Source organism: Streptomyces sp. NPDC014894 (genome assembly GCF_043080985.1).
GTDB lineage: Bacteria > Actinomycetota > Actinomycetes > Streptomycetales > Streptomycetaceae > Streptomyces.
Genome location: NZ_JBIBWD010000023.1, coordinates 25,835 through 44,447 on the forward strand (window position 1 = coordinate 25,835; position 18,613 = coordinate 44,447).

The 18,613-nt window shown below is 71.7% G+C and carries 23 protein-coding genes; 5 read left to right on the forward strand and 18 right to left on the reverse strand.

Annotation, left to right across the window (positions count from 1 at the left end; all coding sequences use genetic code 11):
• Positions 1–15 precede the first annotated feature (15 nt).
• Entirely contained in the window at positions 16–501 is a 486-nt protein-coding gene (locus ACF089_RS34120; RefSeq protein WP_392035506.1) for a hypothetical protein, read from the reverse strand.
• A gap of 220 nt (positions 502–721) precedes the next feature.
• Here ACF089_RS34120 and ACF089_RS34125 point away from each other — a divergent pair, with 220 nt between their 5' ends.
• Positions 722–883, forward strand: a complete 162-nt coding sequence (locus tag ACF089_RS34125; RefSeq protein WP_392035509.1) for a hypothetical protein — start codon at positions 722–724, stop codon at positions 881–883.
• Here ACF089_RS34125 and ACF089_RS34130 read toward each other — a convergent pair whose 3' ends face one another.
• The 15 genes from ACF089_RS34130 to ACF089_RS34200 all read right to left on the reverse strand — a co-directional run bounded on the left by ACF089_RS34130 (position 884) and on the right by ACF089_RS34200 (position 13,468).
• Complete coding sequence (locus tag ACF089_RS34130; RefSeq protein ID WP_138899411.1) at positions 884–1,072, reverse strand: hypothetical protein; 189 nt, start codon at positions 1,070–1,072, stop codon at positions 884–886. It abuts the gene before it with no gap.
• Positions 1,073–1,152: 80 nt separating this feature from the next.
• Positions 1,153–3,267 carry a chromosome segregation protein ParM gene (locus ACF089_RS34135; protein WP_392035513.1) on the reverse strand — a complete coding sequence of 705 codons (2,115 nt, stop codon included), beginning with the start codon at positions 3,265–3,267 and terminating at the stop codon, positions 1,153–1,155.
• 82 nt (positions 3,268–3,349) lie between these two features.
• Positions 3,350–3,769: a conjugal transfer protein TraB gene (locus tag ACF089_RS34140; RefSeq protein ID WP_392035515.1), complete on the reverse strand. Its 420-nt coding sequence runs from the start codon at positions 3,767–3,769 to the stop codon at positions 3,350–3,352.
• A gap of 22 nt (positions 3,770–3,791) precedes the next feature.
• The gene (locus ACF089_RS34145; RefSeq protein WP_392035517.1) at positions 3,792–5,912 is read right to left on the reverse strand and encodes an ATP/GTP-binding protein; all 2,121 of its coding nucleotides are present in this window, start codon (positions 5,910–5,912) and stop codon (positions 3,792–3,794) included.
• A 129-nt stretch (positions 5,913–6,041) separates the two neighbouring features.
• Positions 6,042–6,350, reverse strand: coding sequence for a hypothetical protein (locus ACF089_RS34150; protein ID WP_392035520.1), 309 nt, complete (start codon positions 6,348–6,350; stop codon positions 6,042–6,044).
• Positions 6,347–6,823, reverse strand: coding sequence for a hypothetical protein (locus ACF089_RS34155; protein ID WP_392035523.1), 477 nt, complete (start codon positions 6,821–6,823; stop codon positions 6,347–6,349). The genes ACF089_RS34150 and ACF089_RS34155 overlap by 4 nt, the downstream gene beginning before the upstream one ends.
• A gap of 234 nt (positions 6,824–7,057) precedes the next feature.
• Entirely contained in the window at positions 7,058–9,223 is a 2,166-nt protein-coding gene (locus tag ACF089_RS34160; RefSeq protein WP_392035525.1) for a DUF2637 domain-containing protein, read from the reverse strand.
• A gap of 147 nt (positions 9,224–9,370) precedes the next feature.
• Entirely contained in the window at positions 9,371–9,733 is a 363-nt protein-coding gene (locus ACF089_RS34165) for a hypothetical protein (protein WP_392035528.1), read from the reverse strand.
• 149 nt (positions 9,734–9,882) lie between these two features.
• Complete coding sequence (locus ACF089_RS34170) at positions 9,883–10,242, reverse strand: hypothetical protein (protein WP_392035531.1); 360 nt, start codon at positions 10,240–10,242, stop codon at positions 9,883–9,885.
• Between the two features lie 271 nt (positions 10,243–10,513).
• Positions 10,514–10,765, reverse strand: a complete 252-nt coding sequence (locus ACF089_RS34175) for a hypothetical protein (RefSeq protein ID WP_392035534.1) — start codon at positions 10,763–10,765, stop codon at positions 10,514–10,516.
• Positions 10,766–10,881: 116 nt separating this feature from the next.
• Complete coding sequence (locus tag ACF089_RS34180; RefSeq protein WP_392035537.1) at positions 10,882–11,073, reverse strand: hypothetical protein; 192 nt, start codon at positions 11,071–11,073, stop codon at positions 10,882–10,884.
• A gap of 104 nt (positions 11,074–11,177) precedes the next feature.
• Complete coding sequence (locus ACF089_RS34185; RefSeq protein ID WP_392035540.1) at positions 11,178–11,504, reverse strand: WhiB family transcriptional regulator; 327 nt, start codon at positions 11,502–11,504, stop codon at positions 11,178–11,180.
• A gap of 217 nt (positions 11,505–11,721) precedes the next feature.
• Positions 11,722–12,036, reverse strand: a complete 315-nt coding sequence (locus ACF089_RS34190; RefSeq protein ID WP_392035543.1) for a hypothetical protein — start codon at positions 12,034–12,036, stop codon at positions 11,722–11,724.
• Positions 12,037–12,182: 146 nt separating this feature from the next.
• Positions 12,183–12,533 carry a hypothetical protein gene (locus ACF089_RS34195; RefSeq protein ID WP_392035546.1) on the reverse strand — a complete coding sequence of 117 codons (351 nt, stop codon included), beginning with the start codon at positions 12,531–12,533 and terminating at the stop codon, positions 12,183–12,185.
• Positions 12,534–12,646: 113 nt separating this feature from the next.
• Positions 12,647–13,468 (reverse strand): hypothetical protein, encoded by an 822-nt coding sequence (locus tag ACF089_RS34200; protein ID WP_392035549.1) that lies wholly within the window; start codon positions 13,466–13,468, stop codon positions 12,647–12,649.
• A 398-nt stretch (positions 13,469–13,866) separates the two neighbouring features.
• Here ACF089_RS34200 and ACF089_RS34205 point away from each other — a divergent pair, with 398 nt between their 5' ends.
• The 3 genes from ACF089_RS34205 (at position 13,867) to ACF089_RS34215 (ending at position 16,441) form a co-directional block, all read left to right on the forward strand.
• The gene (locus tag ACF089_RS34205) at positions 13,867–14,658 is read left to right on the forward strand and encodes a GntR family transcriptional regulator (protein ID WP_392035552.1); all 792 of its coding nucleotides are present in this window, start codon (positions 13,867–13,869) and stop codon (positions 14,656–14,658) included.
• Between the two features lie 179 nt (positions 14,659–14,837).
• Positions 14,838–15,875 (forward strand): AAA family ATPase, encoded by a 1,038-nt coding sequence (locus ACF089_RS34210; RefSeq protein ID WP_392035555.1) that lies wholly within the window; start codon positions 14,838–14,840, stop codon positions 15,873–15,875.
• Positions 15,872–16,441, forward strand: a complete 570-nt coding sequence (locus ACF089_RS34215; protein ID WP_392035557.1) for a guanylate kinase — start codon at positions 15,872–15,874, stop codon at positions 16,439–16,441. The genes ACF089_RS34210 and ACF089_RS34215 overlap by 4 nt, the downstream gene beginning before the upstream one ends.
• A 7-nt stretch (positions 16,442–16,448) precedes the next feature.
• On the opposite strand, the gene ACF089_RS34220 is transcribed toward ACF089_RS34215, so the two are convergent.
• The gene (locus ACF089_RS34220; protein WP_392035559.1) at positions 16,449–17,288 is read right to left on the reverse strand and encodes a DUF1932 domain-containing protein; all 840 of its coding nucleotides are present in this window, start codon (positions 17,286–17,288) and stop codon (positions 16,449–16,451) included.
• Between the two features lie 4 nt (positions 17,289–17,292).
• The gene (locus ACF089_RS34225) at positions 17,293–17,943 is read right to left on the reverse strand and encodes an HAD family hydrolase (RefSeq protein WP_392035562.1); all 651 of its coding nucleotides are present in this window, start codon (positions 17,941–17,943) and stop codon (positions 17,293–17,295) included.
• 114 nt (positions 17,944–18,057) lie between these two features.
• Here ACF089_RS34225 and ACF089_RS34230 point away from each other — a divergent pair, with 114 nt between their 5' ends.
• Complete coding sequence (locus tag ACF089_RS34230; RefSeq protein WP_384053432.1) at positions 18,058–18,363, forward strand: helix-turn-helix transcriptional regulator; 306 nt, start codon at positions 18,058–18,060, stop codon at positions 18,361–18,363.
• The last annotated feature ends 250 nt before the right edge of the window (positions 18,364–18,613 follow it).

Sequence of the window (18,613 nt, forward strand, 5' to 3'; positions counted from 1 at the left end):
TCCGGAAGGGGTGGGTCAGCGGATCTCGTTGCGGGTGCGGGCGAAGAACGCGCCGCGCGTGGTGCTGTTGTTGTGGATCTCGGTGTGGTGGGTGACCGGACCCTCGAAGACGTTCTTGGTGACGGCCGCGCGGGCCTTGCTGATCGCGCCGCCGATGGCGGTGGCGGCCATGGCCAGACCCGCGAACGGCAGGGTGACCATGAGGACGCTGTTCAACGTGACGGAGGCCAGGCCCTGGAGCACGAGCCAGGCCCCGCAACCGATGCCGGTGATCCCGGCGCCGACGCCGATGGAGGCCACCGCGATCCCGGCCGCCCAGGCCGGGACGATCCGCCGGTCCTCCTGCTTCACGGGCGGGGTGGTGCCGAAGGCCGGCGGCTCGGTCTCGTCGCGGAACGAGGTGGGGTGGTGGGGTACGGGCTTGGCCGCCCAGGCGTCGATCAGGCGGCGGGCTTCGGCCGCGGCCTCGGGCATGCCGTGCTGGGTGTGCAGGGGGTCCATGGTGTTCTCCGATCACGCGGAAGTGGAGCGCCCTCCTGGCCGTGGTGGCCGGGAGGGCGCGTGGGGGAGCGGGTACGCGACGTCGAAGGGCGTCGCCGGAGCGTGTCCGACGGCGCCCTTCGGCGTTGCCTAACAGGGGAGTTGAGGTACGCGGGTGGGTAGGCACCGCCTACGCGCTGCGGGCGTCCTCGGACCCACAGGCGTCAGGGGAGGGGTTGGGGTGGAGTTCGTCTTCGACTGCGGGTGGTGCGGGGGTGAGAACTTCTTCGTGGGCAGGCAGGTCGGCTTCTGGGTCGACAAGTGGGAGGTGCCCTCGGAGTGGGACTGCCGCTTCTGCGAGGGGCTCAACTACACGCCGGACCCGCCGTGGACTGAGGCGTAGTCAGAAGCTGGAGATCAGTCCGGCGAACGAGGCGAGGCCGCTGTTGATGGCCGGGGCCAGGCCGGTCGCGGCGAGGGTGAAGCCGAACAGCGTGCAGGCCAGCGCGGAGCCGACGCGGACGTTGCCGCCCTTGATCAGGACGAAGACGATGATGCCCATGAGCACGGCGGCGGAGATGGAGAGGGCCACGGTGGTGGTGCTCCTTCACAGGGGATCGGGCGGGGCCGGCCGCGATCGGACGGCCGGCCCCCGGGGATGGGTGGGTGTGATCAGGCGTCGGTGAGGCTCTTGATGGCCTCCAGCGCCTTGCGGGCAGAGACGACCTCCTGGCGACTGCCGCCCTTGCCGCCTCCGCCGCCACGGCGGCGGGAGCCGCCGTCGTCGCCGCCGTCGCCGTCGCCCTTGGGCTCGGGCCAGAACTCGCCGGGGCGTACGGGCTCGTTCCAGTCGAACCACAGGCCGCGCTTCTCCAGCTCACGGATCTCGTGGTCGGTGAGCCGGTTGACGTCGTCGGGGAACAGGGCGGCGAGATTGGTGTCGAAGTCCGCGTACAGCGACCGCATGAGGACCGCGCGGCCGTTGTCCATGACCATGATGGCGACGCCGCCGGTGGACACGCCGTTCTCCGGGTCGGCCTCGCCGCGCATGGCCCGCTCGATCGCGGAACCCTCCTGCTGGGCGTAGCGGGCCGGGATGGTCGGCACGTCGTAGGCGTTCTCCATCGTGCCCTCCGCCGCCTTGCGGGTGGCGCCGGGCGAGCCCATGTTGAAGATGGTCGGCCGGCTGTTCTGCCGCAGGTTGTCCTTCATCTCGGTGGAGAACCCGTTGTGTGCGAACGGGCTCTGTCCGGCCGGGTTGAAGCCGATCCCGTACTTCAGGCCGGTGACCGTGAGGTCGTCGCCGTCGGTCTGGATGAACTCGCCGAACTGGGCGTCCTGCGCCGCGGTCATGAACTCGTCCGCGAACACGTTCAGCTGCCGGTAGGGGCAGCGGGCGTCGCCCGGCTTGTAGTCGTGCGCCTGACCGTCGTGCGGCCAGGGCATCTCCGCGCGGATCTCGCACAGCGCCTTGGCCGCGCGCAGCGAGCGGGCCATCCACAGGGCGTTGGAGCCCTGCCGGTCGATGTACCGCCCGAGCGTGGACGTCTTCTCGTCCTTGCGGACGGTGGAGAGCCACACGACCTGACCGGCGAGGGACATGGCGGCCATGTCGATCGCGAAGAACTGCGTCTTCCCGGACCGGGACACCCCGAGAATCAGTCCGTGCCGGGCGGCGTTCTTGTCGTGCTGGAACACCATGTTCTTCACCGGCTGGCCGGTGATGGTGTACCCGCACACGTACATCCCCTTGGCGTCCGGGGTGAGGAGCTCGCGGGTGGCGGGGAAGATCGCGGACAGCGGGGGCTTGTCGAACGCGCTGATGAGGAATTCGATGCCGTCGACGAGGACGAAGACGCAGGAGTCGTCCTCGGGGAGCTTCAGCCCGCGGCAGACCTTGGCCAGGTCGATGCGCGGGGTGGTGGTGGCGTCGGCCATCGTCGCCCGGTAGAAGGTGACTCCCCGGACGTCGTCGCGGGTCTTGTGGACCAATTCGGATCCGGGGGCGCCGCCCTGGGGCGAGCCGACCTTGTCCGTCCAGCGCTCCTGGTCGGTGGGGGCCTTGCGTCGGCGTCGGTTGGCGTCGGGGGTGATGTGGGCCTCCATCCAGCCGGGGCCGCCCTGGCGGCCGGGCTGGATGGCGACCTCCGCCAGGACGACGTCGCCGGAGTTCACGGCGAACGGTGCGGCGACGGCGGCCTCGGTGAGGCCGGTGATCGGGCGTCCGGTCTCCGAGGCGCGCAGCAGGATCGTCATGTCGTGCCGCTGGCCGGGGTGCCGGGTGGCTTTGACGATGTGGGTGTGGCCGGGCATCCCGGCCTGTTCCCACAGGATCCGGGCGTCGCGGGTGAGCGGGTCGGCTCCGTCGTCCTGGACGACCGGCTCCTCGAGGACTTCGGCGGGCACCGGCTGCGGGACGGGGGCGGCGAGGGCGGGGCGGTGGCGGCGGCGGGTGTGCCGGGAGAAGGGCATCACCAGGTAGCCGGCCGCCGCCCAGGTGGCGGCGAGCAGCCCGTCCGTCCCGTACGGGCCGGAGCCGTCGGTGTGCCCGGCAGCGACGTTGACGGCGGCGGCCAGGACGAGCGGGGACCAGCGCAGGATCTTGCGTCCGGCGCCGGGCTCGTCGCTCTTGGCGGCGAGGAACCAGGCGCCGATCCCGGCCGCGCCGGCGAGCTGCACGACCTGGTTGACGGGGCTGTCGGGGTAGAGGTTGGGGGCCACGGCCAGCACGGGCGCGGCGAGGGTGTAGGCGAGGCGCTCCAGCGCGACGCTGCGCGGCGTGGTCACCGGCTTCTCCTTCGGGAACAGCCGCGGGCGGCCCCGCGAGTGTGCGGGGCCGCCCGTGGCAGGGGTGGGTGGGGGAGTGGGGTCAGCGGTTGAAGAACCCGGGTCGCGGCGTCTTCTCGCGCCGGTTCGAGCGGATGTCGTCCAGCGCCCCGTACAGCCTGGAGTGGGTGCGCCGGGTCTCGTGGGTGAGGTCGGCGGTCTCCTGCGCGGTGTCGTGCAGCTTCTTGACCTGTGCCCCGGCGCCCCCGAGGGCGACACCGACGTTGCCGGTCAGCTCCACGAACCTTGGGTCGAGGCCGGCGTTGGCGACGTCGCGGGCCGCGTCCTCGGCCCGCTTGGCGTTCCTGCGGACGCTGCGCACGAGCTCCTCCAGGCCGAGCCCGGCGTCGTCGAGCGCGCGTCCGAGGGCGTCGAGCTTGGCCTGAACGGCCTTGTAGCGGTTGTCGCCGTCGGCCGGCACGGGTGCCGCGCCGGTGTGGCGGGGTTCGAGATCGCTGGTCATCAGCGGGTTTCCTCCCTGCTTTCTAGTCGTGGTGGGCGGCGGCCGATGCGTACGTCAGGCCCGCGTCTTCCTTCGCGGCCATGTCCTGGCTGTAGACGCGGGCGACCATCGCGGCCGCGAGCTTGGCGGCCTCCAGGGCGAGACCGCACTCGGCCGCGCACCGTTCGGCCTGCTGCTTCATGCGGGCCGCGGCGTCGGCCAGGTCCGAGATCAGCTCGGTGACCTCGGTGGTGATGTTGTGGTCGCCGATCAGGTCAGTGGCCATGTCCCGCAGGGCGTCGGCGACCTTGTCGAGTGCCTCCGCGAGGGCTTCGGCCCGCTCCTGGTCGGCGGCGGCCTGGATGGCGATGTTCGCCATCTCCATCAGGTAGTCGTCGAACGTGATGTCCGTGCGGTGCTGGGCGGCGAGGCCGCCCGCGCCGGACGGCCTGCTGACCTGCGACCTGCTCACGCTGCTCCCTTCCGTGGCTGTCGGCCGGCTGGTGCCGGGCCGTGCGGTGTGCCGCTCCGGCGCGGGCGGCAGGCCCCGTACGCCGGTCGTGATGCCTGCGGGCTCGTCGGGGACGATGTCCGCGTCGACGATGTCGTCCCCGCTCTTCGCGGCGCGCCTGGGCGGGCGGGCGCCGTGCTCGGGCCACTCCACCGTCGGAGTGGAGTCCTCCTCGCCGAACGGGCTGTCCGCCGGACGCCCCGTGCGGCCGGTGCGTCCCCTCCGGCCGGTGCGTCCGGTGCGGCGGGTACGTCCTCGCCGGCTGGCACGTCCGGTGTTGTCGGTGCGCCTGCGCCGGAAACCTCGCCGCTTCTTCGCGCCCGCCGCCCCGTCGCCGGCCGTGGAGTCCGTGCCGGACTCACCGCCCTTCGCGTCCTTCCCGTCGGCGGCCTTGGCCTCCTTGTCCTTGGCCGGGTTCACCTTCTCGGGGGCGGCCTTCGCGTCCTTCGCCTCCACGGCCTTCGCGTCGGCGCGGCGTTTCTCGAAGCGGCGCCGGGCTTCCTCTCCGACGGCCCTGCCCAGCGTGGTGCGGCCCGGGTCGGCCGACGCCGCGGCTTCCCGCTTCGCCTTCCGCGCCTCGGCCCGCTGCGCCTTCTTGGCCTGGCGGTCCTCCCACGCCTGCTGCCGCTGCGCCCGGCCCTGGTCGCGGTCCTTGGACCGGTCCGCGACACCGGCGGCGTGCCCGGCGCTGCGCCTCTCCTGCCGACCGGCCTGCCGGGCCCCGGCGCGCTCCTGGCGGCTGCGCGCCCGCTCGGCACGGACGCCGGACGCCTGCCCCCCGCCGCCGCTCCGGGCACCGCCAGTCGGGCCGTAGCCGCCAGAGCCCGCCTGAGAGCCTTTCGGCCCCCCGGACGGGCCGCTGCGCCCGGGGCCGGCTGCCCGGCCGCCAGGGGCCGCCTGAGAGCCCGTCGTGACGCCCTTGCCGCCTCCGCCGCCCCCGGTCGGTCCATTCCCCGAACGGCCGCCGGGGCCGACGGAGTTGGAGCCGCGCGGGGCACCGGACCGGTTCGGCCCGGCGGCGGGGCTGCTGCGGGGCACGCCGCTGGTGCCTCCGCCGCGCGAGGACGCGCCACCGCCGCCGGCCTTCGAGCGGCCCTTGTCCGCCCCCAGGCCGGAGCCGGACGGCTTCGTGCGGTCGGCATCCGCCTTTCCGCGCGCCGCCGCCTTGTCGCCCTTCGCTTTCATCATCGCGGCGTGGAGCTTTCCGTTCTGCTCCATCATCGCGACTTCCCTAGCGGTGCGACCCTCCAGCAGCGCCGCCTTCCGTGCTATCTCAGCCTCACGGAAAGGAGCTTCGCTTTCCTGGTTGTACCGCGCCCTTTCCAGACGGAATTCCAGCCAGTCACCGAGGCGGTCGGCGAGAGAACGAGGCTGCTCGTATTCGCCTTCCTCGTATTCTCCTTCTTCTTCATCGGCGTCCGTCGCGGCAATTCCTTCGGAACGCAGCGCCGTGGCCGGGTTGGGAGCGGCCGGAATCGCAGGAAGTTCCATCGTGGTCTCCTCCGGGCTCTCCGGGGGAGCCGTCGGAATGTCTTCCGGCGGCGGAATGGTGTCGATGAAATCCGGGATCGACGGCAGCGTGTAGGTGGGATCGCCGCTCCACGGACCGTGGACCAGGGTCCCGCCGCCGGTGTCGTCGGACTCGTCGGACACGGGGCACCTCCTCTCCTGGGGACTTGACAGACAGTGGGGTCTCGTGTGCACGCGCGTGCACGTGCACGTGTGCACGCTTTACGCGCGCGAGGCCCCGCCGGAGCCCGGCGGGGCCTTCATGGGTGACGGTCAGTTACGCGGGCCGTGCTGCTTCAGGACGGTGTCCGCGTACTGCATGAGGTGGTCGAACAGCCGCGGGTCGCCCGCCTGCCGCTTCTCCAGGACCAGCTTGAAGAGGCGGCAGACCAGCGTGAACGCGGTGACGACGTCACCGCGTCCCGCTTTGACGTCCCGGCTGATTTCGGTTCGAGTAACGCGGAGCCAGAATTCCATCCGGCCGATTTCCCCGCGACTTTCGATCGCCTTGCGCTCTTCTTCCTGCAGCCAGCCGTTCCGCCCTTGGATTGAGCGTTCGGCACTGCTGAGGGGGCGCGTCACGCCGACTCCCTCTTACCGAGGTCGTAAATCGACGTGGGACCACCATAGCCGGAATTCTGGTTCTGCGCACCCGGCTGGGGCGGCGGGGGTGCGGCCTGGAGGGTCGGCGGGTTCTTCTTCCGCTGCCTTTCGATCTCCTTTTCCTTCCTGTCCTTCGCCGTATTCACGACGGATTCGTCGTGGGCGCGGCGCTTGTAGGCGCTCTTTTCCAGGCCCTCGGTCAGGTTGTTGAGGTTCTTGAGCACGTTGCCGAGGGCCTTTTCGACGGGCATCGCGCGCAGCCGGGCGTGGTACCAGCGGTCACCCTCCACGCTCGTGCCGCGCAGGTGCACGCGGGTCTCGAGCGCGAGGGTCTCCAGGTTCTTGCCGATGTCCAGCAGGACCCGCTGGACATCGGCCAGGTACCGGGCGGTTGCCTCCGGGCTCTGCGCCACGTCGCGCAGGGGGGAGTAGTTCGGGTCGTTGCTGTTCATGCGAGAAGACCTCCAGGTCTCGGGGGTTGGGGAGGGGGAGTCCGTCCCCGAGGCTGTTGCGCGGGGTGGTGATCGGAGCGATTTCGTCCGCGCCCCGCTCGGGGCGGGGTGCGGGCGAGCGGCCTGCCGGCCGTGGCCGTCACCGGTCCGCGCTCACGCTCGGGAGCGTGAGCGCGAGCCGGTAGCGACCATGAGCGGCAGGAGGTTGAACCGAGCGGTGAGCGCGCCGGGCGCTCACCGGGCGACGGGCGCGGCCTCTTCTACCTGAGCGCGCAGGCGCTGCGCGGTCGGGCGGGAGACCGGCTTGTCCGGGGACAGGCCCGCGTCGGTGAGCGCGTCGCGGATCTCCGTCCACTCCGGGCGCCGCCCGAGCTCGGTGTAGAGCAGACGGATACGAGCGTGGCGGCGCTCGGTCAGCGCGTCACTCTCGCTGCGCGTGAGCGCCCCGTCCGCTCGGTGAGCGCCGTCATCGTCCGTGGCGCGCTCACCCTCGTGAGCGCCGGAAGTGAGCGCCGGGCGCTCACCCTCACCCCCGCCGTCGCCAGGGGTGAGCGCGCTCACGTCCGGGTGAGCGCCGCGAGCGTCGCCGCTCTCCTCGACGCGCTCGACGGTGTGAGCGTCCTCGGGGGTGAGCGTGTCGGCGAGCGCGGCGGGCACACTGCCGAGCTTGAGCGCCATCCGCTGCTCCAGCGGCGCCTTGCTGCGCCACCGCCGTCCGTACTTCTCCTTCAGCCGCGCTCGCAGATACGTCTGCTCCTGGAGGCGGGTGAGCGCCTCCTCGTAGGAGGTGATCTCCCACAGGATCATCCGGCGGCGCAGCCTCGCGGTGGGGAGCGGAGCGAGCAGCCAGCGCGAGCGCCGCACCGTCTCCATGCGCTTCTTGCCGGTGACCGCGCCGATCCGGGAGGCGTAGACGTGGGAGGCGATCTCGGAGAACACGACCCAGAGCAGGGTCAGGACGGCGTGCCCGATCTGGCCCGCCAGGCTGTCGGAGGCGGTCCAGTTCAGGTAGACCGTCGCGGCGGTCAGCGCCCGCGGGACCCAGCGAATCCAGCGCAGCTCCATCCCCATCCGGATGAGGATGAGGCTTGCGCCGGTGAACGCGGGGATGGCGACGTCGATGCCGACGGGCAGCAGCCACGGCCAGTCCCAGCCCCACTCCTTGGCGGCCTTCTCCAGCGCGGTGTAGGAGGAGAGGAGACCGAGGGTGGAGACGACCGCGGCCGCCAGGACGATCGCGGCGACGCCCGCCAGTTCCTGTCCGGACAGCGGCGGGACACCGCCCTTGGGTCGGGCTTCGTTGCGGGCCTTGCGCCGGGCGGCGCGGGCGTCGGTGCGGATCTGACGGCGCCTCGCCCGCTGAACGGTGCGCTGCGTCGCCTCCGCCAGGATGCGGTCGGCCTCCGCGCGGGCCTGCGCGGCGGCGGCCTGATCGGCCTGGGCCTTCGCCACCGCGTCCCGGGCAGCCCTGACGTCGTCGGCGGCCTGCTCGCGGAGCCGGGCGGCGTCCTTGTCGGCGAGGGCCCGGAGGCTGTCGGCCGCGCTGCGGCCGTCATCAAGGGCGCGGTCGGCGTCCTGGCGGATCCCGGCGGCGGCCTTCTCGGCCGCCGAACGGATCTGCACGGCCTGGGTGTCGGCGCTCTCACGGGTCCGGTCGGCGTCGGACCGGGCGTCCTCGACCGCGGTGCGGGCCCGCTCCAGGAGCTGCTCGGCGTCGGTGGCCGCGCGGGCGCGGACCTCGGCCACGGTGCGCTCGGCTGCGGCGAGCAGCTCGATGCGGGCCGTCTCGGCGTCGGCGAGGACCTGCGCGGCGGACCGGGCGGCTTCGGAGCGGACTTCGTCGGCGCGCGCGGTGGCGGTGGCGGTGTGCTCGTCGGCCTGGCGGCGGGCGGCGGCGAGGACCTGGTCGGCCTCGGCGGTCGCCGTCGCGGTGACCGTGCCGGCCTCGATGCGGGCGTCGGCGAGCAGCTGCTCGACCGCCACCTTGGCGTCCGCGCGGATCTGGTCGGCGTCAGCGGCGGCGGTGGCCGCCGCGTCCGTACGGATCCGGTCCGCAGCCTGCGTCGCGTCGGCGAGGATCTGCGCCTGCTCCGTGGTCGCCGCCTCGTTCACCGAGGCCGCCTCGGCGCGCGCGTCGTCCAGCAGTCCGGCGGCGCGCTGCTCGCCGTCGGCGACGATCCGGTCGGCGGTGTCGGCGGCCAGGTCGCGGATGTCGGCGGCGCGGTCGGCGGCGTCGGCCAGGACCGGGTCCGCCTCCGGGCGCACCGGCGGGGCGGCGGGCGCGGCGGCCTGGGCCGGGATGGCGGCGGCCGGTGCCGCCGTCTTGGCGCCGCGGCCAGCGCGGGGCTTGGTGGCCGGGGCGGGCTTGCGCCTGCGCCGGGGGGTCGTGGTGGTGGCCACGGTTGGTTGTCCTCTCTTACTCCGGCGCCTCGTGCGAGAGGGCACCGCGGGTCGGCGTCGGTCGATAGGGTGGTGACCAGGCCCTCCGGGCCCCCGGCAGCTCTAATGCCGGGGGCCCGGAGGGCCGTTGCGCGAGGGGGTGACCGTTCAGCTCTGGTCGGGCAGCTTCGGGAGCCGGTTGGCCGTCGTGTGCTGCTGGGTGAGCCAGGCCATGGCCGCGGCCGTCATGTCGTCCGCGCCGGTGCCGGTGTTGAGCGGGGCGGTGTCGATGTCGCGCATCGCGTCGAGGGGCGGCAGCAGCCGCATGTAGTCGGACTTCACGCCGTAGACGGCACGGCCGGTGTGCAGCGCCGTCAGCGTGTGCAAGCCGGTCGCCCAGACGGTCTCGATCCGGCAGACGAAGGTGTGGTTGGGCTGTCCCGTCCAGAAGCGGGCGGGGTCCCGGTACAGGACGTAGTCGCCCTGCTTGAACACGGTGGCGACGGTGGCGTTGTTCTGCTGCGTGAACATGGGGCTCCTCGGTGAAGGGGGAGTGGCCCTGGGCTGTTCCCGGGCCGGTGGGTGGGCAAAAGCGGGGTGCCCGTCAGGCGGGCGCTGGGTCGCGGCGGGTGCAGGGGGGCGGACAGCAACTTGTCCGCAGCTCCCGCTGTGCGGGCCGGTCAGCTCTCGGGGAACTGCGCGCCGTAGCGGCGGAGGTGGTCGGCGGAGATGCCGAAGTGCCGGCAGCGCTCCAGCAGCGGCCGGAGCCGGGCACCGACTTCGGCCGTCTCGGGCGAGCCGGGGCCGAACAGGTTCTCCGTGGCGACGAACTCGTTGACGGTGGTCGCGGTCCGGGCGGCGTGGCGGTGGACGCGGCCCTCGCCGGCCCATTCCTCGGCGATGACGTGCAGGGTGGTGCGCCAGCTCCCGTCGTACTCCTCGGGGCCGATCGGCGGGAGGTCGCTGCCGAAGATCGCGAACATGCACGCCTGGGCGGCGGCTTCCGTGCCGGGCTGGAGCGGGGTGAGCGTCGTGGCCATGGCGGGGCCTTCCTCGACTCGCGGGCCGGGCTGTCCGGCTCCCCGCACGTCCGCGCCCCGCCACCCCGGGTCGGTGCGGGTGGCGGGGCGTGGACGACAGGCAGCGGACAGCTCAGCGGAGCTGGATGGTCGGGCGGTCTCGGTCGTCGCCCGAAGGGACGGGCGGGGTCGGGGCCGGCGCGGGCGGGGTGGTGAGGTGGATAACGGGGCGCTCGCGGTCATCCACGGTGGTGGGCTGGGTGCTCATCGGGTTCCGTTCAGGGTTGGGGTGTCAGTCGCGGCACAGGCGGTGCACCCGCTCGGGCCCGCCGCCGGCGGCGGCGACCCGGGTGCCGTAGTCGTGGATCTCGGCGCCGCGGGTGTCGCGGCCCCGGCTGGTCAGCGCCGCGGCGAGGGTCCCGGTGCCGGAGGTGAACGCGGCACGCGCCTCCAGGTCACCGGACTCGACGGCCCGGTTGATGCCCCGGGTGAGCTGCCGGTGGCCCTGGACCTCGATGGCGGTGTCACGCAGCCGTCGGAACATGAAGGCCCTACCTCTCTGGGTGTTGTGGATCCGGGCTGTCCGGCTCCCCGCACCCCGCCCGGGCCCGCCCGGTTTCTCCGGGCTGGGTACGGGCGGGGGAGGCAACCGTCAGAGGGTCAGCGCTGGAGGTACGCCTGGGCGCGCTGGAGGTCCTCGGTCGACATGCCGGAGGCGATCTGGGCGACCGCGTCGGCACCGCCGGAGGCAGCGGCCTGGACCAGGGCACCGGCCTGGGACTTGGCGACCGCGTGCTGCGCGGCCTCGGTGACAACCACGTTCAGGTCGCGGGAGAAGGCTTCGAGACTCATGGGTGCTCCTTGATCTGGTGGTCCGGGCTGTCCGGCTCCCCGTCACCACCCGCAGCCCGCGACGTAGCACGGGCGGCGGGTGGATCAGGCAGCCACCAGACCGGTCAGGCAGCGGTGACGGAGGCGGTCCGGGCGCGCCGGCGGGCGGCGCGGCGCTTCATCGCCCGGCGCTCGTCCTCGGAGAGGCCGCCCCAGACACCGGAGTCCTCGCCGGATTCGAGCGCCCACTGGAGGCAGCGCTCCATGACCAGGCAGCGGTTGCAGACCGCCTTCGCCTGCTCGGTCTGGGACAGGGCGGTACCGGTGCTGCCGATGGGGAAGAACAGCTCCGGGTCCTCGCCCTTACAGGCCGCGCCAGCCCGCCAGTTCGTGTTGACCGGCAGGTCGGCTGAGGGGGTGTAGGTGGCACGGATGATGGACGAGCGGTTCATGAGAACCTCCAGCGAGGAGAGAAGAAGGGGCGGCCGCGGCGCAGGCGTCACGGGCTGGAGCGAGGGCCGGGCCCCGGGCACGCCGGTGCGCGCCCAGGGCCCTGTGGGAGTCAGCGGCGGTTGTTCTCCGACTGCCGGTTGCGCTCCCGGTTCTTGCGGGACAGCTCGGCGTGCTCGGCGTCGGTGAGACCGACGCCGAGGACGGTGGTCATGGCCGTCACCGTGCCGCTCCGGCGTCGTGCGCCGCCGGAGTGGGTGCGTACGTCGTCGTGCGGTACGGGCAGAGGTCGGCGCAGGGGGTCCGGTCGCACAGCGGGCAGCGGTCCGCCATCTGCGGCCGGTGGAGGGTGAGCACCGGCTGGCGCTCGTAGCCGGGCGCCATCTCCGCGAGCGTCCTGCGGGCCCGGCGCCCGCCAGCAGCGGCACTGCGGTCACCGGCGGCCGCCAGGTGCCGCACGAGCTGGTGGAAGTCGTCGTCGGGCTCGACATCGTCGATCGTCCCGGCGCGCGGGCATGTCATCATCGTGGACACAGGCGTTCTCCTTGTTCGGTGAGCCTGTACGCGCCGCCCGGGGCCTTCACCTCCCAAGCGGTGCACCGGGGCGTTCCTGTAGCCCCACGCCGTCCCCGGCCCATTACGCGTGGGCCGGGGGCGACGTGCAGAACAGGAGACCCAGGTCAGGCCGCCGCTGCGGCCGACGACGGGTAGACAGCGGCCGGAGACGGCAGAGCGCCCAGCGGCGCAGGGGGCATCCAGCGCACTCCCGGCCCGTCAATCCCGTACGGCAGCTCCCGGTGCCGCACCATCTCGTGCGCGGCGAGCGCCTGGTCCAGCAGACCGATGAGGACCGCCCACGCGTGTTCCGACTCCGGCAGCACCAGGAGCTGCGCGGCCAGGAGCCACACGTCCTGGGTGACGTCGTCGGTGTCCGCGACCGGGTCGGCACCGATCGCGGCGAGTTGCTCGGCAGCGTGAGCGGCGAGGCGGGCGGAGTAGCGGGGGTAGAGGTCGTTCAGCGTGACGCGCATCAGGAGTTCCTCCGGGGTCGGGGCAGCATCGACTGCTGTACGAGCAGCCACGGCCCCGGCCACCCCGAATCGTGGGGTGGCCGGGGCCGTGGGCGTTCGTCTCGGTGTGCGGGTCAGATCGCCGAGGGTGCCAGGGCCTTACGGGCGTACTGCCTGCCCAGTTCGGTCTGCCGCCTGTCGTGCGCCTCGACGTCCTGCGGCAGCATCGGGAGGTCGGGGCCGCGGAACTCGGAGACCGATCCCGACGTCCGCGCCGTGCAGAGGTTGTTGGCCCTCTCGACGTCCTCGCCGCCGTGCTTGGCCCACTGAGACCTGCGGACCGCCGGTGCCGACCGCTGCCGTACAGCGCGCTGCTCTTGGCGCTCTAGTTGCTCGCGGGCCTCGCGGCGGGCGGGCTCCTGGTTGAGCGCGAGGACGTAGCGGCGGGCAAGGATGGCGCCGTCCGTGCAGTGCCGGCGGTTCTCACCACCGACACACCCCGTGCAACCCTGACGGTGGGCGAGATAGGACTGGCGGGCGGTCTCAAGGGTGACCTCCGCCTTGATCCGGGAGACCGGCGCGGCCGGGGCCGGGACGGGCTTGTAGAACTGCTGGGCGGCACGCCGGTTGTCCTGCGGCATCGCGTCCCGCAGGAGGCGGTTCTGCCGGGCCTGCCAGCTCCGGACATTGATGTCGATGACCACGAGCTGGTCGCTGCCAGGGCAGAGGGGGCGCTTCTCGCCCTCCTTGAGCTTCCCCCGGTCGAGGCCGTGGGGGCGGATCTTGAGGGTGGTCTCGCCGATGATCCGGCGCCAGGTGCGGCAGTCGGGGCAGGCGATCGACTTCACCTCGGTGGGACGGACGTTGTAGTCCTGCGGGGACATAGAGCTGAGCAGCAGCGCCGATCGGCGGTTGGTGTTCCTGGTCCGGACGCGGCCGGGACGCTTGCGGGGCATCGAATCCTCCTGATGTGGGATCGGGTGCGGGTGCTGCCTTCTCTGCCGCGCCAGGCCGGCCTTTCGGCAGGTGAAGTCCTGGCGGACAGACAGCGCAGCAGCGCCGTTCGAGGTGGATCAGGTCGAGCTATTCGGTACAGGCCTGCCGGGGGAGCTCGGCTCACCCCACTGCCGCCGCCCCCGAAGAGGCGACACCTGCTGTTTTGCGATGGTGCTGAGTGCGTAACCCCTGCTCAGCAGAGCGTTAGGGCTATCGCTATCGACTAGTAGAGACCATGCTGGACTGTCGAGTCAATAGCGATAGCTCTATTCGAGTCGATCGGTTGTGCTCGCGCGTCGCCGACTGATAGAGCTAGCCCTAGAATCAGATCCGCGCAGCACTCTGAAAGGTGGCTCCGATGCCCGTCTCGTATCGCGACATCGCCGCTGACCTGCGACAGCAGATCGGCGAGGGGCGATACATGCCGGGCGACAAGCTGCCGATGCTGACCGAGCTCCAAGCCCAGTACGGCGCTGGCTACCAGACCGTGCGAAGCGCCATCTCGCTCCTGGAGCAAGAGGGTCTGGTCGTCGCGGTGCGCCGCAGAGGGACCATCGTGCGGGAGCGTCCTGAGAAGCGGCGCATCGCTCGATCCCGCCAGGTCTTCCGCGATGAGATCGGCTACTACTTCGACCCGACGGCCCAACCGTGGGCGGCTTTGGAGCCTCCCACCCTGCGTTGGGGCGTCGTGCCGATGGATCTCGCTGCCCTCATGGGCCTCCCCACTGGGTCCGAAGTCCTCGTTCGTGACCGCGTGATGGGCGAACCCGAGAGCAGGAATCCGAAGCAGCTGGCCACTAGTTACCTGCCGGCCGACCTGGCTCGAGGAACTCGACTCGCGGAGGCCGACACGGGAGCCGGAGGCATCTACGACCGCCTTGAGGAGATGGGCCACCGCCCGCTCCGCTGGAGCGAAAGTGTCTCCGCTCGCATGCCCTCGCCTGAAGAGGCGGAGGCACTGAACCTCCCAGCCGACGTTGGCGTTCCGCTCCTGCGCGTCGTGCGGGTCACGACCAGCTCCAACGGCGAGGTCGTAGAGCTGAACGACACCAGAATGAGCGCCGAAGAGTTCGAGATCGGCTACTCCATCCGACGCCACGCGAGTGCTCGACTCGCGGATGACGACGGAGATGGTGACGACGACCACTGACTGCACCTCACGTGCCACGGTGTCCCTCCCCTCAGCTGTTCTCGTGAGGGCCATCACACTCGGGCCGCGCAAGGCGAACCATCACAGGCGCTTGTCGAAGCTCGTACGCACCGCCATTCACACGTTTTCAACATCCGCGTATACATGCGATTTGTAGCCCGAGCCCTAGGCTCGCGGCCATGACGATCACGGAGGGGCACGGGGTGGGGAAGCAGCGAGCAGGGTGGCGGCCTGACCGGCTGCGGGAGCAGCGCGAGGCTCACGGCCTGACCCTGGAGAAGGCCGGCGAACGGCTGCGGGAGGTTGCTGAGCAGGCCAAGCTGAAGGGGATCCCAGCCGCAAACCCTCAGACCCTGTGGCAGCACGAACAGGGCGAGGTCTACCCGGGCCCGCACTATCGTCGTGCCTACTGTCTTCTCTACCGCGCGACCGAACCGGACCTCGGCTTCCGAACCGCTCTGCCCGGCGAAGAGACGTCCTTCAAGCTCACGCCGATGGACGACCGCCTCAACGGCGCCCACGTCCTGGCCGTCGAACGGGCCATCCACCGCATCTCGCCCGGCAGCGAGGATGCCGGGCACTTCGCTCTCCAGCAGCGCATCATCGACGCCTGGAAGCGGAGGCACACCGGCGGCGACCCGCACCGCCCCGTCCTGATCCTGGTTGGCGGATACGCCGGGAGCGGCAAGACGGAGCTGGCGAGGTTCTTCGTCCAGCTCACCGGCTGGCCGCTGCTCGACAAGGACCCACTCACCCGACCGCTGGTGGAACGGCTCCTGGTAGCGCTGGGCGGGGACCCGAACGACCGGCACACAGAGCTCTACCGGGAGCGCGTCCGGTCGGTGGAGTACGACTGCCTCATGCAGTCAGCCATGGCCAACATCAAGTGCGGGATCAGCACCGTGCTCTCGGCACCATTCATCTCCGAGTTGACCGACCCGGACTGGATGCAGCGCCTGTCCAACCGGGCCGCCTCCATGGGCGTCGACGTCTTCCCCGTGTGGGTGCGCTGTGATGAGGAGTCGATGCGCGAGTACATCACGTTCCGGTCCGCGGCCCGCGACGCGTGGAAGCTCGCCCGGTGGGATGAGTACATGGCGACCATCGACCTGGACCTGCGCCCGGCGGTGCCGCACCTGGTCGTCGACAACCGGCTGGGGACCGCGGTGACGCTCGCGGACCAGGCCCGGCAGGCGATGGGGGCGATGTACGCATGACCAGACGTCAGGGCGTGGTCCTGTACGGACCGCCAGCGTCGGGCAAGGACACCATCACCACGGCGCTCACGAAGTTGAGCCCTCGGTACGCGCAGTTCGCGCGGCTCAAGGTCGGGACGGGCAAGTCGGCTGGCTACCGGATGAGCACGGCGGAGCAGCTGCGCGAGCTGGAGGCCGCGGGCGGCGTCGTCTACGCGAACAGCCGCTACGGCAACACGTACGTCATCGACAAGCCCGGCCTGGACGCGGCGTTCGCGGCCGGGGTGCCGGTGGTGCACCTCGGGCAGGTCGACGGCGTCCAGGCCGTGGTCGACGGCTACCCGGCTGACTGGTCGCTGGTGCTGCTGTGGTGCCCGCGCGAGACGACCGAGCAGCGGTCGGCGGGGCGCGGCGACAGCGACACCACGGCGCGCCTGGCAGCGTGGGCAGCGACCCGCGAGGACCTGGACGCGCACCCGGGCCTGGCCTGGGACCTGACGGTGGACACCACGGCGTCGGCGCCGCAGGACGCGGCGCGGCTCATTGATCAGCTGCTGGTGCAGCGGGCGAGGGCAGCGACGGCATGAACGCGGGCTACGGCTGGGCGAGCCGGTCCAAGGCGTCGGTGAGTGTGAGCTCGCTGCCGTCCTTGGCGTCGTGCCACCGTGCCAGCGTGGTCGCAGCCGCGCGCAGCATCTCCGGTGGGAGGCCGGCGGCCGCGAGCGTGTCGGCGGCTTCCTCCAGCTCCGGGCCCCAGCGCCAAGCGCGGGCTGCGGTCTTGGCGACGTACTGCGGCTCGGACAGGTACGAGCCGCTGCGCTTCGAGGCGACCTCGATGAGCTCCTGGTCGACGCCGTGCTCGCGCGCCATACCGACCGCAAGCGCCACCAGCACCCGCGAGGCCTTCTGGAACGCGGCGTACGACAGCTTCAGCGCAGACGCCTTCCCCACCTCCGTGCCCAGCACCGCCGTCCGGACCGCAGTGCCCGCGAACAGTGCCTCGATGCGCACGGTCACGCTGACCGGGCCGGACAGGTACAAGGTCGGAGTCTTGCCGCCCACCGGCGGAGAGCCGACGACGCTACCGTCCACGACGGTAGCGTCCGGTTCGAGCAGCCCAGCGATCCGCTGCGCGCGCTCAGGGCTGATGGCGTTCGCCTCCACGTACACCCCGGCGAAGCGGTGCCCGGCGATGTCGCGGGCCAGGTCCTCGGCAGCGGCTGGCGGGCAGAGGCTGATGACGATGTCGCTGCGATCCAGCAGTTCGGCCAGCGTGGCCACGGGAGTCAGGCCGAAGTTGGCGGCGCGCTCCACGGACGCAGTGCTGCGCCCGGTCTCGCACCACAAGGCGTCGGCCGCGTTGGTCGCGGCGCAGGCGGCGACGGCGGCACCCATGCTGCCAGGGTGGAGGATGCCGACGGTCGGCTGGCCCACGGTGCTACTCCCAGGTTTCGTTGAGCAGGATGGTGATGGCGTCGGTGACATCGTCGACGACGTGGTGAGCGGCAGGGAGTCCGTCGGGCCATGGTCGGCCGCGCAGCCAGATGGTGCGCAGGCCGGCCTGTTGTCCGCCGCCGATGTCTCCAGTCGGGTTGTCGCCGATCATCCAGCCGCCGTCCGTGAGGCTAACGCCGCACCGGGTGGCCGCAAGTTCGAAGAGGCGCCGATCCGGCTTGCGGATCTCCAGGTCGCCCGAGACGGCGACGCCGTCGACCAAGGAGGCGAGGCCGGTCCCGGCGAGCTTGGCGCGCTGGATGTCACCGGCCCCATTGGTGATGACACCGATCGTCCAAGCGGCCGCGCGAAGGCGAGTCAGGCCCACGAGGACCTCGGGGCGGCAGGTAACGGCGGACGACATGAGGGTGACGTACTCCTGCCACAGGTCCGCGGCCGACGCTTCCAGGCCGAAGGCGTCCCGCAGCTGGGCGAAGTCGTTGGCGGTCGCGCGGTCGGCCAACTCGATGCGCAGCCACTGCTCGACTTCTGGGGAGAGCGCGCGGGAACGACACAGGCCGGTCACGGCGTCGCTGAGCGCCGACTGCCGGTCGGCCAGCGTGTTGTCCAGATCGAAAAGCGCGAGGCGGGCCACGATCTCGAACCCTATCGGGCATCCCGCGGCGCGCCCCGCGCAGCGGCTGAACCTCTCCGCCGGAGATCAAATGGTGTATGTTTCAGAGATCGATCGATCTTGAGAGGCTGCGCTATGTCCGACCCGGACCGCTTGAAGCAGGTCGATGCCCTGCTGGACGGCCTGGACGATGTCCTGCCGCCGCCGCGAGTGCGCGCCCAGTTGCGTCTCGCCGCGAACCTCACGCAACAGGACGTCGCGGACGCAGTGGGCGTACAGCGCCTTGCCGTTGTGCGCTGGGAGCTGGGCAAGAGCCAGCCCCGGCGCCCGCAGCGTGACGCCTACATTCATTTGCTCAAGCGGCTCGCGGAGCGTTTCCCCGAGGCCGCTGAGCTGAACGAGGGCATGCCGACGCCGGCCTCCGAAGGGGGGTCGGGATGACCTAGTGGCCATCGGCCGCGCGCGCCAAGAAGCGGACTAACCTCCCGCTGGCCTCGCACGGCCCGTCTACCGACCGGAATAACCACCCGCGTCGGCCGCTCAAGTCCCGGTTCCTGCCGGTCCTGAGCTGCGGCTTATCAGGCCGCTCACTACACCTGGCCCCTTATCAGGGCCACCACCGAACCGATACAGCCACCACAGCCACAGCAGTCCGATCCGGCTTCACCCGCAGGCCCCCACCACAGGGGCT

What these genes read in the sequence shown, in the direction of transcription:
- ACF089_RS34175 (WP_392035534.1), bottom strand. Translation starts at nt 10,765, where the DNA reads ATGTTCCGACGGCTGCGTGACACCGCCATCGAGGTCCAGGGCCACCGG.
- ACF089_RS34180 (WP_392035537.1), bottom strand. Translation starts at nt 11,073, where the DNA reads ATGAGTCTCGAAGCCTTCTCCCGCGACCTGAACGTGGTTGTCACCGAG.
- ACF089_RS34140 (WP_392035515.1), bottom strand. Translation starts at nt 3,769, where the DNA reads ATGACCAGCGATCTCGAACCCCGCCACACCGGCGCGGCACCCGTGCCG.
- ACF089_RS34155 (WP_392035523.1), bottom strand. Translation starts at nt 6,823, where the DNA reads ATGAACAGCAACGACCCGAACTACTCCCCCCTGCGCGACGTGGCGCAG.
- ACF089_RS34165 (WP_392035528.1), bottom strand. Translation starts at nt 9,733, where the DNA reads ATGTTCACGCAGCAGAACAACGCCACCGTCGCCACCGTGTTCAAGCAG.
- ACF089_RS34185 (WP_392035540.1), bottom strand. Translation starts at nt 11,504, where the DNA reads ATGAACCGCTCGTCCATCATCCGTGCCACCTACACCCCCTCAGCCGAC.
- ACF089_RS34230 (WP_384053432.1), top strand. Translation starts at nt 18,058, where the DNA reads ATGTCCGACCCGGACCGCTTGAAGCAGGTCGATGCCCTGCTGGACGGC.
- ACF089_RS34215 (WP_392035557.1), top strand. Translation starts at nt 15,872, where the DNA reads ATGACCAGACGTCAGGGCGTGGTCCTGTACGGACCGCCAGCGTCGGGC.
- ACF089_RS34170 (WP_392035531.1), bottom strand. Translation starts at nt 10,242, where the DNA reads ATGGCCACGACGCTCACCCCGCTCCAGCCCGGCACGGAAGCCGCCGCC.
- ACF089_RS34195 (WP_392035546.1), bottom strand. Translation starts at nt 12,533, where the DNA reads ATGCGCGTCACGCTGAACGACCTCTACCCCCGCTACTCCGCCCGCCTC.
- ACF089_RS34205 (WP_392035552.1), top strand. Translation starts at nt 13,867, where the DNA reads ATGCCCGTCTCGTATCGCGACATCGCCGCTGACCTGCGACAGCAGATC.
- ACF089_RS34210 (WP_392035555.1), top strand. Translation starts at nt 14,838, where the DNA reads ATGACGATCACGGAGGGGCACGGGGTGGGGAAGCAGCGAGCAGGGTGG.
- ACF089_RS34200 (WP_392035549.1), bottom strand. Translation starts at nt 13,468, where the DNA reads ATGCCCCGCAAGCGTCCCGGCCGCGTCCGGACCAGGAACACCAACCGC.
- ACF089_RS34120 (WP_392035506.1), bottom strand. Translation starts at nt 501, where the DNA reads ATGGACCCCCTGCACACCCAGCACGGCATGCCCGAGGCCGCGGCCGAA.